A 15,376-nucleotide genomic window follows, 5' to 3' on the forward strand; every position below is an offset into this window, starting at 1 on the left:
GCGGCGGAGAGCGCGGGAAGCGCGGGAAGCGGGGGCGGGGATGATCCGTACGGAGTCGGCGACGGTGCGAAGACGCGTGCGGGGGCCGGTCGCCGGGGCGCTGGCCGCGGCTGCCCTGGCAGCGGGGCTCGCGGGCTGCTCCGACGGGGCGGACGACCGTACGCCCCCGGCCCGGACGCCGTCGCCGACGCAGAGCGGGTCCACCGGCACGCCGACCCCCGGCACGAGCACGTCACCGAGTCCGAGTCGGAGCGCTTCGCCGAGCCCCACCGCCGTCCCCGCTCCCACGGAGACCGCCCCGCCCCGGTCCTCGCCCGCGGCGACCCTGCCCGTACCGCGCACGGCCAAGCCGGAACCGCCCAAGGCGCCGGTCCCGCCGCCGCCCCGGAACGGCGGCGGCGCGGGCTCCGGGTCCGCAGCCGTACCGCAGAACCCCAACAGGGGCCCGAACCCGCCGCCCGCGCCGCCGCGCCCGACCCCGAAGCCGGACTGGACCGACGCGCGCTGGAGACCGGGAGACCCGGTCGACGACCGCACCCAGGGCTGACCTACGTCGGCCCGGCCCGGTTTCTCACCGGCCAGGGCCGACCCGCCCCGTACCGGCCAGGCCGGAACCCGGGTGAGCGCGGCCTCGGACCGCCCGGCCTCGGACCGCCCGGCCTCGGACCGCCCGGGCCCGGACCGGCCGCCCCGGTCCGGGCGCCCGGACCGGCACCCGGCCCGCCCGCCTCAGCCCGCCTCGGCCGCCCGCTGGGCCGGGGGCCCCAGGTACGGGGCCAGCCAGGTGGGCACGCCGCCGAGGAGGCGGAACAGCCGCCCGGCCTCGGCGCGCAGCCGGGCCGCCTCCGGTTCCGGCTCCGCCCCCGCGAGGGAGATCAGCGCCGGGGCCGTACCGACCAGGAAGCCCAGCTCCTCGCGTATCCGCAGGGACTCCGAGAAGCCGTGCCGGGCCTCCGCCAGCTCGCCCTCCCGCAGGGCCAGGGCGGCCAGATGCCGCCAGGTGGACGACAGCAGCAGCTCGTCGCCCTGGTTGGCCGCCCCGGCGTGCGCGCGGCGGAACGCGGCGCGCGCCGACTGCGGCGAGTCCGCGATGTTCTGGGCGATCAGCCCGCGCCGGAAGTCCAGCAGCGGCCGAGCGGGGGACGCGGGGGCCAGCAGGGCCGCCGACCGGCTGAGCGCCACGCTCGCCTCGTCGGCCCGGTCCCGTACCGCGAGGAGCGTCGAGGCGTACGCCAGGTGCCCCCGCTCGCAGGCGGCCGCACCGCGTTCGTCGTCGGTGCGGGCGATGGCCTCCGCCGTGCGCAGCGCGTCCTCGGCGTCGGTCCAGCCCTGTCCCGTGTACAGACAGCGTTCGGTCAGCAGGGCGGTGCGCTGGAGCGCCGCCGCCGGGTCGGTCGCCGCGTGCGGCTCCAGCAGGGCGGCCGCGTCCAGCCAGCAGGCGCGGGACCGCAGCCGCCATACCGCTGTCTGGAGCGGCGGATCGTCATCTGCTGTCGTTCCGGAACCAGACATGGCGGTATGCGCCACATTGCCCTCCCCGAGCGCGCCATTGTGCTGTTGAGTGCTTGAGTACCGCCGCATCTCAGCACGGATCGGCACGCCGGGCCAAGGGGTCCGGACAATGTCAGGTGAAAGAATTCACAATCGGCGGGAACTCGACGGAGGCCGGGAGGGCCCCCGCGCGGGCCGGAGGATCAGCTCATGCGCAGGGCGAGGAAGAAGTCGAGCTTGTCCTCCAGGCGCGAAAGATCACGCCCCGTCAACTGCTCGATACGCCCGACGCGATAGCGCAGTGTGTTGACGTGGAGGTGCAGCCGGGCCGCGCAGCGGGTCCAGGACCCGTCGCAGTCCAGGAAGGCCTCCAGCGTCTCGATCAGCTCCGCGCGGTGGCGCCGGTCGTAGTCGCGCAGCGGGTCCAGCAGCCGGGCGGTGAAGGCGCGCCGGACATCGTCGGGGACGAACGGCAGCAGCAGCACGTGCGAGGCCAGTTCGTGGTGACCGGCCGCGCAGACCCGCCCCGGACGGGCCGCGGCCACCCGGCGGGCGTGCCGGGCCTCCTCCAGCGCGCCGCGCAGCCCTTCGGCGGAATGCACAGCCGCGCTGACACCCAGTGTCAGCCGGCCGTCGTCGGCGAGCCCGGCCGAGAGCGGTTCGCGGACGGCGGCCAGCAGGGCGTCGGCGTGCAGCGCGGGGTCCCCGTCGGCTGTCTCGGCGTCCTCGCCGGACTCCGCGCCGAGGTCCTGCGCCCCCTCCTCCTCCCCGGCCTCCGGCAGGGGGGCGGTGAGGGCGGGCAGCGGGACGAGGGCGATGGCCTCCTCGCCCGTGTGGGCGACGGCGATCCGGTCGGCGGAGTCGGGGCCGCTGACCGCCGGGTCGACGAGGATCTCCTCCAGCAGCGCCTGGGCCACCGGGCCGCTCGCGATCTCCCCGGCCGCGGCCGCCGTGGAGCCCGCGATGACCGCCGAGCCCTGATCGGGGGCCGCCCCCGGGGCGGTCCAGTCGACCCGGGCCACCACGACCTGCCACTGCGGGGCCACCCCCAGCCCGGGCAGCAGGACCGGTGCGGCGACCCGCAGCCTGGCGGCGATCTCGGCCGGTGCGGCGCCCGTCTGGACCAGCTCCAGGACCTCCTGGGCGAGCCTGCGGCGTACCGTACGGGCCGCGTCGCGGCGGTCGCGTTCGACCGCGATCAGCTGGGTGACGCCCTGGAGCAGGTCGAGCCGGGGCGCCGGCCAGTCCGACGCGTCCGCCTCGACGGCCAGCAGCCAGTCCGAGAGCACCGACTCCCGTACGTCGCGGGCGGCCGGGACCGCGCCCCGGCCGGTGTTGCGGATCGGGAAGAGCGAGTACGTCGTACCGGCGACGGACGCCCGGTGCGGGCCCCGGCGGCCGGTGCGGGTGGCCGCCAGATGGTGCCCGGCCAGGGTCGCGCCCAGCGGTCCCGGCAGCGGTTCGCCCGCACCGGCGATCTGCCGGCCGGTGGGGGACAGCACCCAGGCCCGCAGGTCCAGGTCGGAGGTGAGCAGATCCAGGACGACCTCGGGGCCGCCGCCCGCCGGGCCCGCGGTCATCAGCCTGCGGTGCCGGTCCACCACGGCCGCCAGATCGCCCGCCCGCTCGCCGGAGACCTGGCGCACGACATGCTCGGTGATGGTTGCGAAGGCCACGGTCTCGTGTACGGCGAAGAGTGGGAGGCGGTGGTGCAGACACGCCTCGACCAGGTCGGCGGGGATATCGCCGAGCTCCGCCTCACCGGCCGCGAGACCGGCCACCCCGGCGCCCGCCAGGATGCGGACGAACGGCTCGGAGTCCGCCGCGTCCCGGCGCCAGGCGAGGCCCGTCAGCACCAGCTCGCCGCCGGAGAGGTAGCGGCTGGGATCGCGCAGGTCGGTCGTCATGACGCCCCGGACCGTCCGGTCCAGCTCGTCCTCGCCGCCGAGCAGCCGCAGGCCCAGCGCGTCGGTCTCCAGCAGTGCGCGCAGCCGCATCTCGTCGCCGCCGATCTTTTCCGTAGGGGAGGAGCAGGTGGGTGAAGGGGTTCGTGGGTGGGGGAGCGCTGAGGTCAGGGGGTATCTGTGAATTGCGGTGAGGTTACTGATCTCCGCCATTCGTTCGAATCTACAAGACAAGGACGGAGACCAGCCAACTCCTTCAGTGTTTCGGTGACTGCACCGGCCGGAGCTGGGCTTGTGTACTGGGCCACACAGAACATGAACGACACGTGAACGAGCCATACAAGCCAGAACGAGCCAGTCGAGGGCCGGCCGTCCCCAGCCCCAGCGAACGACCCGATTGAGAAGAAGAGAGCCACTCATGGACTTCCTTCGCCCCGCCAGCTGGGAGGAGGCGCTCGCCGCCAAGGCCGAGCACCCCACGGCTGTGCCCATCGCGGGCGGCACCGATGTGATGGTCGAGATCAACTTCGACCACCGGCGGCCCGAGTACCTCCTGGACCTGAACCGCATCGGTGAGCTGTCCGAGTGGGAGGTGGGCCAGGAGAGCGTGCGGCTCGGCGCCTCCGTGCCGTACAGCAGCATCATGGACCACCTGCGGGCCGAGCTGCCCGGCCTGGCGCTGGCCTCGCACACCGTCGCCTCGCCGCAGATCCGCAACCGCGGCGGCGTCGGCGGCAACCTCGGCACCGCCTCGCCGGCGGGTGACGCCCACCCGGCGCTGCTCGCCGCGGGCGCCGAGGTCGAGGCCGAATCCGTACGCGGAATCCGGCTGATTCCTATCGACGCTTTCTACACAGGCGTCAAGCGCAACGCCCTGGAGCCGGACGAGCTGATCCGGGCCGTGCACATCAGGAAGGCCGACGGGCCGCAGCAGTACTCCAAGGTCGGCACCCGTAACGCGATGGTCATCGCCGTCTGCGCCTTCGGCCTCGCGCTGCACCCCGAGACCCGCACCGTGCGCACCGGCATCGGCTCCGCCGCCCCGACGCCCATCCGGGCCAAGGAGGCCGAGAACTTCCTGAACGCCGCGCTCGAAGAGGGCGGGTTCTGGGAGAGCGGCAAGATCATCACCCCCGCGATCGCCAAGCAGTTCGCCGCTCTCGCATCCGGCGCCTGCAACCCGATCGACGACGTACGCGGCACGGCGAAGTACCGCAGGCACGCGGTCGGCATCATGGCGCGCCGCACGCTCGGCTGGACCTGGGAGCAGTACCGCGGCGCGGGCCGCACGCTGGAAGGAGCTGCGTAACCATGCGAGTCAATTTCACGGTCAACGGCCGTCAGCAGGAAGCCGACGACGTGTGGGAGGGCGAGTCCCTCCTCTACGTCCTGCGTGAGCGCATGGGCCTGCCCGGCTCCAAGAACGCCTGCGAGCAGGGCGAGTGCGGCTCCTGCACGGTCCGCCTGGACGGCGTCCCCGTCTGTTCCTGTCTGGTCGCCGCCGGTCAGGTAGAGGGCCGCGAGGTCGTCACCGTCGAGGGCCTGGCCGACTACGCCAAGCACCGCGAGGACGCCCACCCGGGCGGCGGCTGCGCCTCCGGCGCGTGCGGCACCACCCTGGACGCCGCCAAGCGCTGGCAGGCCCGGCCCACCGACGGCCGGACCGGCGAGGCCGCCCCGCTCTCCCCGATCCAGCAGGCGTTCATCGATGCCGGAGCCGTCCAGTGCGGCTTCTGCACCCCCGGCCTGCTCGTCGCCGCCGACGAGCTGCTGGAGAACACCCCCTCGCCGTCCGACCAGGACATCCGTGAGGCGCTCTCCGGCAACCTGTGCCGCTGCACCGGTTACGAGAAGATCCTCGACGCGGTCCGCCTCGCGGCCGCCCGTCAGGAAGAGGCGGTCCAGTCATGACCACGTCCCCGAAGGCCCAGACCGTACCGGCCGGCACCCCCACCGAGATCACCCAGGGTTCGCCCACCAAGGGCGGCATCGGCGAGTCCACGCTCCGCCCCGACGGCACCCTGAAGGTCACCGGGGAGTTCGCGTACTCCTCCGACATGTGGCACGAGGACATGCTGTGGGGCCAGACGCTGCGCTCCACCGTCGCGCACGCGGAGATCGTCTCCATCGACACCTCCGAGGCGCTGGCGACGTCCGGCGTCTACGCGGTGCTGACCTACGACGACCTCCCGGCCGAGATGAAGAACTACGGCCTGGAGATCCAGGACACCCCGGTCCTCGCCCACGGCAAGGTCCGCCACCACGGTGAGCCGGTCGCCATCGTGGCCGCCGACCACCCGGAGACCGCGCGCCGCGCCGCCGCGAAGATCAAGATCGAGTACCGGGAACTGCCCGTCGTCACCGACGAGGCCTCCGCGCTCGCCGACGACGCGCCGCTGGTCCACGAGGGCCGCACGGACGAGTACATCAAGTACGTCCCGCACGCCAACGTCGTGCACAACCAGCCGATCATCCGCGGCGACGCGGGGAAGGCCGCCGAGCGGGCCGACGTCATCGTCAAGGGCGAGTACACCTTCGGCATGCAGGACCAGGCCTTCCTCGGCCCCGAGTCCGGCCTCGCCGTGCCCTCCGAGGACGGCGGCGTCGAGCTGTACGTCGCCACCCAGTGGCTGCACTCGGACCTCGAACAGATCGCCCCGGTCCTCGGCCTGCCCGAGGAGAAGGTCCGTATGACGCTCTCCGGCGTCGGCGGCGCCTTCGGCGGCCGCGAGGACATCTCGATGCAGATCCACGCCTGCCTGCTGGCGCTCCGCACCGGCAAGCCCGTCAAGATCGTCTACAACCGGTTCGAGTCCTTCTTCGGCCACGTCCACCGGCACCCGGCGAAGCTCTACTACGAGCACGGCGCCACCAAGGACGGCAAGCTCACGCACATGAAGTGCAGGATCGTCCTGGACGGCGGCGCCTACGCCTCCGCCTCCCCGGCGGTCGTCGGCAACGCCTCCTCGCTCTCGGTCGGCCCGTACAAGATCGAGGACGTCGAGATCGAGGCGGTCGCCCTCTATACCAACAACCCGCCCTGCGGCGCGATGCGCGGCTTCGGCGCGGTCCAGGCCTGCTTCGCCTACGAGGCGCAGATGGACAAGCTCGCCGCGAAGCTGGACATGGACCCGGTCGAGTTCCGGCAGCTCAACGCCATGGAGCAGGGCACCCTGCTGCCCACCGGACAGGCCTGTGACTCGCCGGCCCCGGTCGCCGAGCTGCTGCGCCTGGTCAAGGCCCGGCCGCTGCCGCCCGAGCAGGAGTGGCTGACGGCGGGCAGCGAAGGCACCGCCGTCGATGTCCGCTCGCTGCCCGGCGGGCTCTCCAACACCACGCACGGCGAAGGCGTCGTCCGGGGCGTCGGCTACGCGGTCGGCCTGAAGAACGTCGGCTTCTCCGAGGGCTTCGACGACTACTCCACCGCCCGCGTGCGGATGGAGGTCATCAACGGCGAGCCGGTCGCGACCGTGCACACCGCGATGGCCGAGGTCGGACAGGGCGGCGTCACCGTGCACGCCCAGATCGCCCGTACCGAACTCGGCGTCAACCAGGTCACCATCCACCCCGCCGACACCCAGGTCGGCTCCGCCGGATCCACCTCCGCCTCCCGCCAGACGTACGTCACCGGCGGCGCGGTCAAGAACTCCTGCGAGGCCGTCCGGGAGCAGGTCCTGGAGATCGGCCGCCGCAAGTTCGGCACCTACCACCCGGCCTGGGCCACCGCCGAACTCCTCCTGGAGGGCGGCAAGGTCATCACCGACGGCGGTGAAGTGCTCGCCGACCTGGCCGACGTGCTGGAGGACGAGACGATCGACATCGAGCTGGAGTGGCGCCACCGGCCCACCGTGGCGTTCGACAAGCGCACCGGACAGGGCAACGGCCACGTCCAGTACTCCTTCGCCGCGCACCGCGCGGTCGTCGAGGTCGACACCGAACTCGGGCTGGTCAAGGTCATCGAACTGGCTTGCGCCCAGGACGTCGGCAAGGCGCTCAACCCGCTCTCCGTCCTCGGCCAGATCCAGGGCGGCACGCTCCAGGGCATGGGAGTCGCCGTCATGGAGGAGATCATCGTCGACCCGAAGACCGCGAAGGTGCGCAACCCCTCCTTCACGGACTACCTCCTCCCCACGATCCTCGACACGCCGACGATCCCGGTCGACGTGCTCGAACTCGCCGACGAGCACGCCCCGTACGGGCTGCGCGGCATCGGCGAGGCCCCCACCCTGTCGTCCACCCCGGCCGTCCTCGCGGCGATCCGGAACGCGACCGGGCTTGAGCTCAACAGGACACCGGTACGACCCGAGCACCTCACCGGCACCTGAGAGCCTGCCGGGTGACCTCCCACCGGTCGTCACCCGGCGGCCTCTGAGCGGTCCCCCCCGACTCTCCGGGCGGTGTGCTGAGCCGAGAACGTCACACTTTTCCGCATCCCGCACCGCCCGGAGACACCAAGCACCGCACCGCTCGCGGTTCTTCGCCGTGCTCCCCGCACGGCAGCGCCTCACGGACACCCGTGCCTCCGGCACATCCGTACCTGCCTCAACAGTTCGTCCCGGCCGTCCCCGGGTCGTGCAGCCGACGCAGTCATCCCAAATCCCGCATTCAGGAATCTCCACGCGGGTGCCCCTGTGAACCTTGGGAGTCAGGCATCATGACCCAGCAGTCAGTGGAACCGAAGACCAGCGCGGAGGCCGCGGGCCCCGGCTCGCGCGTCCCCGCCGGAAGATCATGGCTCGACCGTTACTTCCACATATCCGAAAGAGGTTCCACGGTCGCGCGCGAAGTGCGCGGCGGCGTCACGACCTTCATGGCCATGGCGTACATCCTCCTGCTCAACCCGCTGATCCTCGGCGGGGAGGACGTCAACGAGAACCTCCTCAGCCAGAGCGGCCTGATCACCGCGACCGCCTTCGCGGCGGCCGCGACGACCCTGCTCATGGGCTTCGTCGGCAAGGTGCCCCTGGCGCTCGCCGCCGGACTCAGCGTCTCCGGTGTGCTCGCCTCGCAGGTCGCGCCCAGCATGACCTGGCCGCAGGCCATGGGCATGTGTGTGATCTACGGTGTGGTGATCTGCCTCCTGGTGGTCACCGGCCTCCGCGAGATGATCATGAACGCGATCCCGCTCGCGCTCAAGCACGGCATCACCATGGGCATCGGGCTCTTCATCGCCCTCATCGGCCTCTACAAGGCCGGCTTCGTCCACAAGGGCGAGGCGACCCCCGTCACCCTCGGCCCGGCCGGTGAACTGGCCGGCTGGCCCGTTCTGATCTTCTGCGTGACGCTCCTGCTCATCTTCATGCTCCAGGCGCGCAACATCCCCGGCGCGATCCTGATCGGCATCATCGTCGGCACCATCGTCGCCATCGCCATTAACGCGATCGTCGACATCGACGGCAAGGCCTGGAGCAGCGGCCCGCCCGCCCTGGAGGGCAGCGCGGTCGCCATGCCCGACTTCTCGCTCTTCGGGAACGTCGAGTTCGGCGGCTGGGGCGACGTCGGCGTGATGACCGTCGGCATGATCGTCTTCACCCTGGTGCTGGCGGGCTTCTTCGACGCGATGGCCACCATCATCGGCGTCGGCACCGAGGCCAAGCTCGCCGACGAGAAGGGCCGCATGCCGGGCCTGTCCAAGGCGCTGTTCGTCGACGGCGCGGGCGGTGTCATCGGCGGTGTCGCCTCCGGCTCCGGCCAGACGGTCTTCGTCGAGTCGGCCACCGGCGTCGGCGAGGGGGCCCGGACCGGGTTCGCGTCGGTCGTCACCGGCCTGTTCTTCGCCGCATGCCTCTTCTTCACCCCGCTCACCGCGATCGTCCCGACCGAGGTGGCCTCCGCCGCCCTCGTCGTCATCGGCGCGATGATGATGCAGAACGCCCGGCACGTGGACTGGAGCGACCGCTCGGTCGCCATCCCGGTCTTCCTGACCGTGGTCCTGATGCCCTTCACGTACACCATCACCACCGGTGTCGCCGCGGGTGTCATCTCGTACACCGCCATCAAGGTCGCCCAGGGCCGGGCCCGCGAGATCGGGGCCTTCATGTGGGGGCTGACGGTGATCTTCATCGTCTTCTTCGCCCTCAACCCCATCGAGAGCTGGCTCGGCGTCCACTGACGCCCGACCTCCCTTCACGCCTGAGGAGGCACGTGATGCTGGACATCGCCGAAGAGCTGCACCGGTGGGTCTCGCAGGGACGCGAGTTCGCCGTCGCCACCGTGGTGGCGGTCGGCGGCAGCGCGCCCCGGCAGCCCGGTGCCGCCCTCGCCGTCGACCGCGACGGCACGGCCGTCGGGTCGGTCTCCGGCGGATGCGTGGAGGGTGCGGTCTACGAACTGTGCCAACAGGCCCTCGATGACGGCAATTCCGTTCGCGAGCGCTTCGGCTACAGCGACGAGGACGCCTTCGCGGTCGGCCTGACCTGCGGCGGCATCATCGACATCCTGGTCACACCGGTACGGGCGGACGACCCTGCCCGCCCGGTGTTCGCCGCCGCGCTCGCGGCGGCCGCCGAGGGGACGGCGGCCGCCCTGGCGCGGATCACGGACGGGCCGGAGGAACTGCTCGGGCTCCCGCTCCTGGTCCGCCCCGACGGCAGTTACGAGGGCGGGCTCGGCGGCCACCCGGCGCTCGACCGGACCGCCGCCGCCGAGACCCGGGCCCTGCTGGACGCGGGCCGCACCGGACCGCTCGCCATCGGCGAAGAGGGCTCCCGCTGCGGCCGGCCCGTCCAGCTCCTGGTCGAGTCCAGCGTGCCGCCGCCCCGCATGATCGTGTTCGGCGCCATCGACTTCGCGGCGGCGCTGGTGCGGGCCGGGAAGTTTCTCGGCTACCGGGTGACCGTCTGCGACGCCCGACCGGTTTTCGCCACCGCGGCGCGCTTCCCGGAGGCCGACGAGATCGTCGTCGAATGGCCCCACCGCTACCTCGCCGGGACGGACACCGACGCCCGCACCGTGCTCTGCGTCCTCACGCACGACGCCAAGTTCGACGTACCGCTGCTGGAGGCCGCCCTGCGCCTCCCGGTCGCCTACGTCGGCGCGATGGGCTCGCGCCGTACCCACCTGGAACGCAACGAACGGCTGCGCGAGGTCGGCCTCGGCGACCGTGAACTGGCCCGGCTGCACTCGCCGATCGGCCTGGACCTGGGAGCCCGTACGCCGGAGGAGACGGCGCTGTCCATCGCCGCCGAGATCGTCGCGGTGCGGCGCGGCGGCAGCGGCGCACCGCTCACCGGGGCGCACACCCCCATCCACCACGACAGCAGCGGACAGCCACTCGCCTCGGTGGCCTGAGGCGCCCGGAAACAGCGGTGGCCTGAGGTGGCCCGAAAGACCAGGTGCGTGCGTCAGGCCTCGGCGACCACGGGTGCGGGCGACCGGCCGAACCGGGCCAGCAGATGCCACACCCGCTTGAGGTCCTGCGCGTCGTGGCGCCCGGCCCGGACCGCTTCGCCGATGATCCGGGCGTCGAGGTGGCCGTCGACGGCGAGGGCGGAACCGAGGGCGACGAACTCCGGCCCCCGGTAGCCGGGATGGAGCCGCAGCTCCTCGACGGAGAGCCGGAACCCCTGGTGCCACTCCACGGGGCACGGCAGCCGGCGCGCCGCCGCCTCCACCTCCGTACCCCGGAACGCGGCATCCAGGACCAGCGCCTCCACGTCCCGGTCGAGCCGGACCGGGGAGTGGACGTGCGCCTCGACGTAGTCGTCCAGCGCGTCGCGCCCACCGGTCGCCGCCTGCTCCACGAGTCCTGACATCCGGTCGGCCACCCCGAAGGCGACCGGTTCGGCCGCGCTGTCCGGATAGCAGAAGGTCGCCGAGGCCGCGACGTCCGCCGTCAGTCGGAAGTGGGCCGAGCCGAACCGGGGCGCGGCCCCGAAGGCGGCACGCCGCGCATTCAACGCCCCGTAGACCGGGCGGAGTTCGGACACCGCCCGGTCGTACGCACCGCCGAACATCCGGCTCTCCCACCGCCACCGGTCCCCGCCGGGCCGAGCGGTGAGCCCGCCGTTGCTCGTACCGGTCACGAACTGCGAGACGTACACCCCGTCCGAGCGCAGCCGTTCCAGGATCGGAACCCCCGCGGCGGCCATCCGGTCGGGATGGAAGTTCAGGGTTATGCGCAGCGCGGGGTCCAGCGGCGCCCCCGAGCAGAGGGCGGCGACATGCCGCAGAGCGACCTGCCGGGGCGAGCGGGGGTGGGCGTCCATCGCCACAGTCTGCCCGGCACCCTCCCGGGGGCGCACGCCCGTTCCGCCCGGCCGGGGCAGAGGGAGGGGCGTGGCGGTCGCGTCCGGCCGTTGCGGTTGGATGAGCCCATGAGCGTTCACGACGTGGCCCGCAGGCTGCCGGGCATACCCGCCCTCACCGATCTCTGCCGCTCCCTGGCGATGCTGGACGCGATCCTGCAGCCGGAGTGGGACCACCGCTGGCACAGCTTCGACGCACGGTGGTCGCCCACCGAGGCGATGGCCTCGATGCGGGACGGGTCGGGAGGCGAGTACTCCGTGGTCTTCTCCGCCGCGGGCGCCTACGCGCGCGGGTTCGACCACGAGTCCCCGATGAGCCCCTACGTGAACGACGCGCCCTGGCCCGGGGTGCTCGACGAGGTGCCCGCCGTCTTCCGCCCGTACGTGGACGAGCCGTCGTTCGCCGACGAGTTCGGCCTGCCCGTGGTCACCGCCTGCCTCTGGCGCGAGGCCGCCGACGACCGCTGGCGGGCGGGCGGTGTCGAGTTCCCGGAGGACGGTGAGGACTCCGACGGCGCCGACTGGCTCTTCCAGCTCCTCGTCGAGGGCGCCCCCGAGTCGTACCAGGAGTGGGCGCAGGACTGCTTCGAGGTCCCCGTCGACCTCGAAGCGGTCCGCCACGTCTACGCCCTTCGGCCGCTCACCGACGAGGTCGTCGCCGCTCTCAACCCGGAGCGGGCCCTCGCCGAACTGGCCGATGACATCGAGGAGATCGGATACCCGGCCGACGCAGGGGAGTGAGCGGCACCGACCCCGGGCGGCCGTAGCGGTCAGTCCGGCTCCGGGACCGACGCGTCGCGGCGGGCCAGGGCCTCGGCCGCGGGCAGCCCGTCGCGGTCCGCCACGGCCAGCCGGGCCCGCACCTCCGCGCGCGTGCGGGGGCGGAAGCGCGGCTCCTTGCCGCAGCCGCACACCGCCAGCCCCTCGTAGCGCAGGCCCGCGGCCAGGACGGCCGACACCGCGCCCCAGGCCGCGGTGTCACGGCGCGGCGGAGGAGCGAAGTCGTGGCCCGCGCGGACGAGGGCGCGGCCGCAGTTCGGGCAGGGCTGCTCCCGGCCCTGCGCCGGATGCCGCTTGAAGCTGACGCGGCAACCGACGCAGGCGAAGTGCAGCTTGTACCGGGTCATGGCGTAGTGGCACACAGGGCGACGGTACCGGGGCGGGGGCCCGCACGGCAGCCCGGGCGCTCCGCGCCGGTTCCGGCCTCACCGTCCGCCCTGCAACGCCCTCCATGTCTCCGGCCCCACCTTGCCGTCGACGCCCAGGTCGCGGCTGTTCTGGTAGCTGCGTACCGCGGTTTCCGTGGCCGGGCCGAAGCTGCCGTCCGCGTCGACGGTGGTGCCGAGCGCCGCTGTCAGGGCGCGCTGGAGGCGCTTCACCGCGTCGCCCGAGCTGCCCTGGGACAGGAGCGGGGTCGTGCCCGCCGACAGCAGGGCCGTCCAGGTCTTCGGGCCGACGATGCCGTCGGCGTCGAGGGAGCGGGCCCGCTGGAACGCCTCCACCGCGCTCTTCGTGTTGGGCCCGAACCGGCCGTCCACCGTGCCCGGCTCGTAACCCTGCCGGGTGAGCAGCGTCTGGACGGCCGTCACCTGCGGGCCCGCCGAGCCGGACTGCTGGGTCGTGTACACGGGGAAGGTCAGGCCGTCGCCGCCGTTGCCCGGGTCGCCGCCGATCAGCTCCATGTAGTAGTCCCAGTCCCAGTGGTCGCCCGGGTCGGTGTGGTCGTTGCCCGGAACCTCGCTGTGCCCGACGATGTGCGACCGGTTCTTCGGGATGTCGAACTTGGCGCTGAGGTGGGAGGTCAGGGCGGCCGAGGAGCGGTACATGGCGTCCGTGAACCAGGCCGGGTTGTCGACCCACCCCTCGTGCTCGATCCCGACGGACGAGGGGTTGGCGCTGCGGGCGTGCCACGCCGTGTCCTTGTCCCGGACCGTCTGGGTGACCTCGCCGTCCGATGAGCGGATCACGTAGTGGGCGCTGACCTGGGAGGCCGGGTTCTGGAACCAGCTGATGGAGCCCGCGTACGAGCCCTGCGTGACATGAACGACCACCTTGTCGACGGTCGCGGTTCGGTTGACGGCGTAGTTGGAGGAGTGGGCGGGCACCCAGCGCGCCGAGGGGTAGTCCTGGCTCTGGGCGTAGACGTCGGACGCCGACAGCGCCCCCTTGTCCGGGTCGACCGGCCGGGACGGTACGAGCACCTGCTCGCCGTCGCCCACCGTCGCCGTCACACCCTTGGCGAGGAACGTGAAGACGGCGTCCGCGTAGAGCGCGGCGGTCGGTCCATCGGCGGCGCTGTACCGGGCGACCGCCGGGTACCAGGCGTTCACGTCGCGGCGCTCGGCGGCGTCCAGGCCCAGCGCGTCGGCGTGGTCGCGCAGGACGGCCGCACCGCCGAGGATGTTGGCCGCTGTGTCCCGGCGCAGCCGCGCCGTGCTCTCGCCGGTCAGCTCGGAGGCCTTCTCCAGGGAGCGGTTCACCGGGTTGCTCGCCAGGTGCATCACGCCATAGCCGTTCGCCTGGCTGGGCTCGCCCGCGTGACCGTTCAGCCGGGACTCGCCGTAGCCGACGGCGGCCAGCAGGTCGCGCGGTACGCCGTGCTCCTGGGCCGCCTCGGCGAAGGCGCGGTTCATCGGGTCGGCCGTGTCCCGTTGCGGTGCCGCACTGGCCGGGTGCCCGGTGGCGAGGAGCGCCGTGGCGGTGAGGACCGCCAGGGCGCAGACCCGGGCCCGGGTGCGGGCTGCGGTGCGTAGGGGCATGAGGGCTCCTGCTCTGTGGAGTGGGGAGAGAAGAGAAAAGCCCTCCGGCCGGGGTCGGCCAGAGGGACGTGGAGCATGGTCAGGCTATCGACACGGGCTGGGCATGACAACGAGTTGAAGGGGTGTGTCGGGCCGCAACATGCCTGTTTTTTAAGGGAGTTGAAAGTTCCGCGGGCCTGCCGGGTGAACTCGGGCATCACCCGGCAGGGGAGTCCGCGCCGGTTGACGGAACCTCGGCTACCAGCGGTCGCGGTGGATGACGTCCGCCACCGGGCGACGCCGTACGGGCCCGAAGTTGCCCCGCGGCCACCCCACCGGGATCGCGGCGAACGTCGCCATGTCCTCCGGGATGCCGAGCTCCTGCTTCCACTCCTGTTCGAGCATCAGATGCCAGATGGTGATGTTCGCCGCGAGCCCCAGCCCCCGGGCCGCGAGCAGCAGGTTCTGCACACCCGGGTAGACGCAGGAGCCCTCCGCCAGCGCCTGGAAGCGCGTCTGCGTGGTCATCATGTGCTCCGTGCCCGCCGGGCCCAGCGCCCGCGCCGAGGCCGCGAGCCCCTCCTCGTCCAGGCGCGGTTCCGGGAACCGGTAGCACGGCACGATCAGCACCGGCGTCTCGGCGAAGTGGTCGCGCTGGTACTCGATCGCCGCCACCATCCGGCCGTACGCCGCCTCGTCCATGCCCTCGGGCGCGTACTTCCCGGTCGTCGCCAGATACGCGTCCACGCACCGCTTCCACAGCGGCGCCAGCCGCGCCATCACCTGGCGGTCGGTCACCACCACGTACTCGTAACACTGCATGTTGCCGCCGCTGGGCCCCCAGACGGCGGCCTGTATGAGCTGCTCGACCGTCTCGTCCGGCACTGCGTCCGGCTTGAGGCGGCGCATGGCGCGCATCGTGGACATGGTGGCGAAGAGGGCGGGGCCGCCGGGGGCGGACGGGTCGGTCTGAACCTTTTCGATGGTCATGATCGCG

Annotated in this window: 13 protein-coding genes; 7 read left to right on the plus strand and 6 right to left on the minus strand. The window is 72.6% G+C overall.

Annotated elements, in window-relative coordinates:
* Window positions 1-40: 40 nt before the first annotated feature.
* Window positions 41-547, plus strand: a complete 507-nt coding sequence (locus ACZ5WC_RS13270) for a hypothetical protein (RefSeq protein WP_468540885.1) — start codon at window positions 41-43, stop codon at window positions 545-547.
* Between the two features lie 182 nt (window positions 548-729).
* Here ACZ5WC_RS13270 and ACZ5WC_RS13275 read toward each other — a convergent pair whose 3' ends face one another.
* Window positions 730-1,512: a hypothetical protein gene (locus tag ACZ5WC_RS13275; protein WP_468540886.1), complete on the minus strand. Its 783-nt coding sequence runs from the start codon at window positions 1,510-1,512 to the stop codon at window positions 730-732.
* A gap of 182 nt (window positions 1,513-1,694) precedes the next feature.
* Window positions 1,695-3,488 carry a PucR family transcriptional regulator ligand-binding domain-containing protein gene (locus ACZ5WC_RS13280; RefSeq protein WP_468540982.1) on the minus strand — a complete coding sequence of 598 codons (1,794 nt, stop codon included), beginning with the start codon at window positions 3,486-3,488 and terminating at the stop codon, window positions 1,695-1,697.
* Window positions 3,489-3,813: 325 nt separating this feature from the next.
* Between ACZ5WC_RS13280 and ACZ5WC_RS13285 the strand changes: the two genes are divergently transcribed.
* From ACZ5WC_RS13285 to ACZ5WC_RS13305, 5 genes are all read left to right on the plus strand, one after another.
* Window positions 3,814-4,704 (plus strand): FAD binding domain-containing protein, encoded by an 891-nt coding sequence (locus tag ACZ5WC_RS13285; RefSeq protein ID WP_468540887.1) that lies wholly within the window; start codon window positions 3,814-3,816, stop codon window positions 4,702-4,704.
* Between the two features lie 2 nt (window positions 4,705-4,706).
* Window positions 4,707-5,306, plus strand: coding sequence for a (2Fe-2S)-binding protein (locus tag ACZ5WC_RS13290; protein ID WP_468540888.1), 600 nt, complete (start codon window positions 4,707-4,709; stop codon window positions 5,304-5,306).
* The gene (locus tag ACZ5WC_RS13295) at window positions 5,303-7,720 is read left to right on the plus strand and encodes a xanthine dehydrogenase family protein molybdopterin-binding subunit (protein WP_468540889.1); all 2,418 of its coding nucleotides are present in this window, start codon (window positions 5,303-5,305) and stop codon (window positions 7,718-7,720) included. The genes ACZ5WC_RS13290 and ACZ5WC_RS13295 overlap by 4 nt, the downstream gene beginning before the upstream one ends.
* A gap of 329 nt (window positions 7,721-8,049) precedes the next feature.
* Window positions 8,050-9,507, plus strand: coding sequence for an NCS2 family permease (locus ACZ5WC_RS13300; protein ID WP_468540890.1), 1,458 nt, complete (start codon window positions 8,050-8,052; stop codon window positions 9,505-9,507).
* A 35-nt stretch (window positions 9,508-9,542) separates the two neighbouring features.
* Window positions 9,543-10,685, plus strand: a complete 1,143-nt coding sequence (locus ACZ5WC_RS13305; protein WP_468540891.1) for an XdhC family protein — start codon at window positions 9,543-9,545, stop codon at window positions 10,683-10,685.
* 53 nt (window positions 10,686-10,738) lie between these two features.
* On the opposite strand, the gene ACZ5WC_RS13310 is transcribed toward ACZ5WC_RS13305, so the two are convergent.
* Window positions 10,739-11,602 carry a DUF3626 domain-containing protein gene (locus ACZ5WC_RS13310; RefSeq protein ID WP_468540892.1) on the minus strand — a complete coding sequence of 288 codons (864 nt, stop codon included), beginning with the start codon at window positions 11,600-11,602 and terminating at the stop codon, window positions 10,739-10,741.
* 108 nt (window positions 11,603-11,710) lie between these two features.
* On the opposite strand from ACZ5WC_RS13310, the gene ACZ5WC_RS13315 reads away from it, so the two are divergent.
* The gene (locus ACZ5WC_RS13315) at window positions 11,711-12,382 is read left to right on the plus strand and encodes a hypothetical protein (protein WP_468540893.1); all 672 of its coding nucleotides are present in this window, start codon (window positions 11,711-11,713) and stop codon (window positions 12,380-12,382) included.
* A gap of 29 nt (window positions 12,383-12,411) precedes the next feature.
* On the opposite strand, the gene ACZ5WC_RS13320 is transcribed toward ACZ5WC_RS13315, so the two are convergent.
* The 3 genes from ACZ5WC_RS13320 to ACZ5WC_RS13330 form a co-directional block, all read right to left on the minus strand.
* Window positions 12,412-12,783 (minus strand): hypothetical protein, encoded by a 372-nt coding sequence (locus ACZ5WC_RS13320; RefSeq protein WP_468540894.1) that lies wholly within the window; start codon window positions 12,781-12,783, stop codon window positions 12,412-12,414.
* A 63-nt stretch (window positions 12,784-12,846) separates the two neighbouring features.
* Entirely contained in the window at window positions 12,847-14,400 is a 1,554-nt protein-coding gene (locus ACZ5WC_RS13325; protein ID WP_468540895.1) for a peptidoglycan-binding protein, read from the minus strand.
* 237 nt (window positions 14,401-14,637) lie between these two features.
* Window positions 14,638-15,369 carry a nitroreductase family protein gene (locus ACZ5WC_RS13330; protein ID WP_468540896.1) on the minus strand — a complete coding sequence of 244 codons (732 nt, stop codon included), beginning with the start codon at window positions 15,367-15,369 and terminating at the stop codon, window positions 14,638-14,640.
* Window positions 15,370-15,376: the final 7 nt, after the last annotated feature.

The sequence above is a fragment of the Streptomyces sp. NPDC033165 genome (assembly GCF_055577965.1).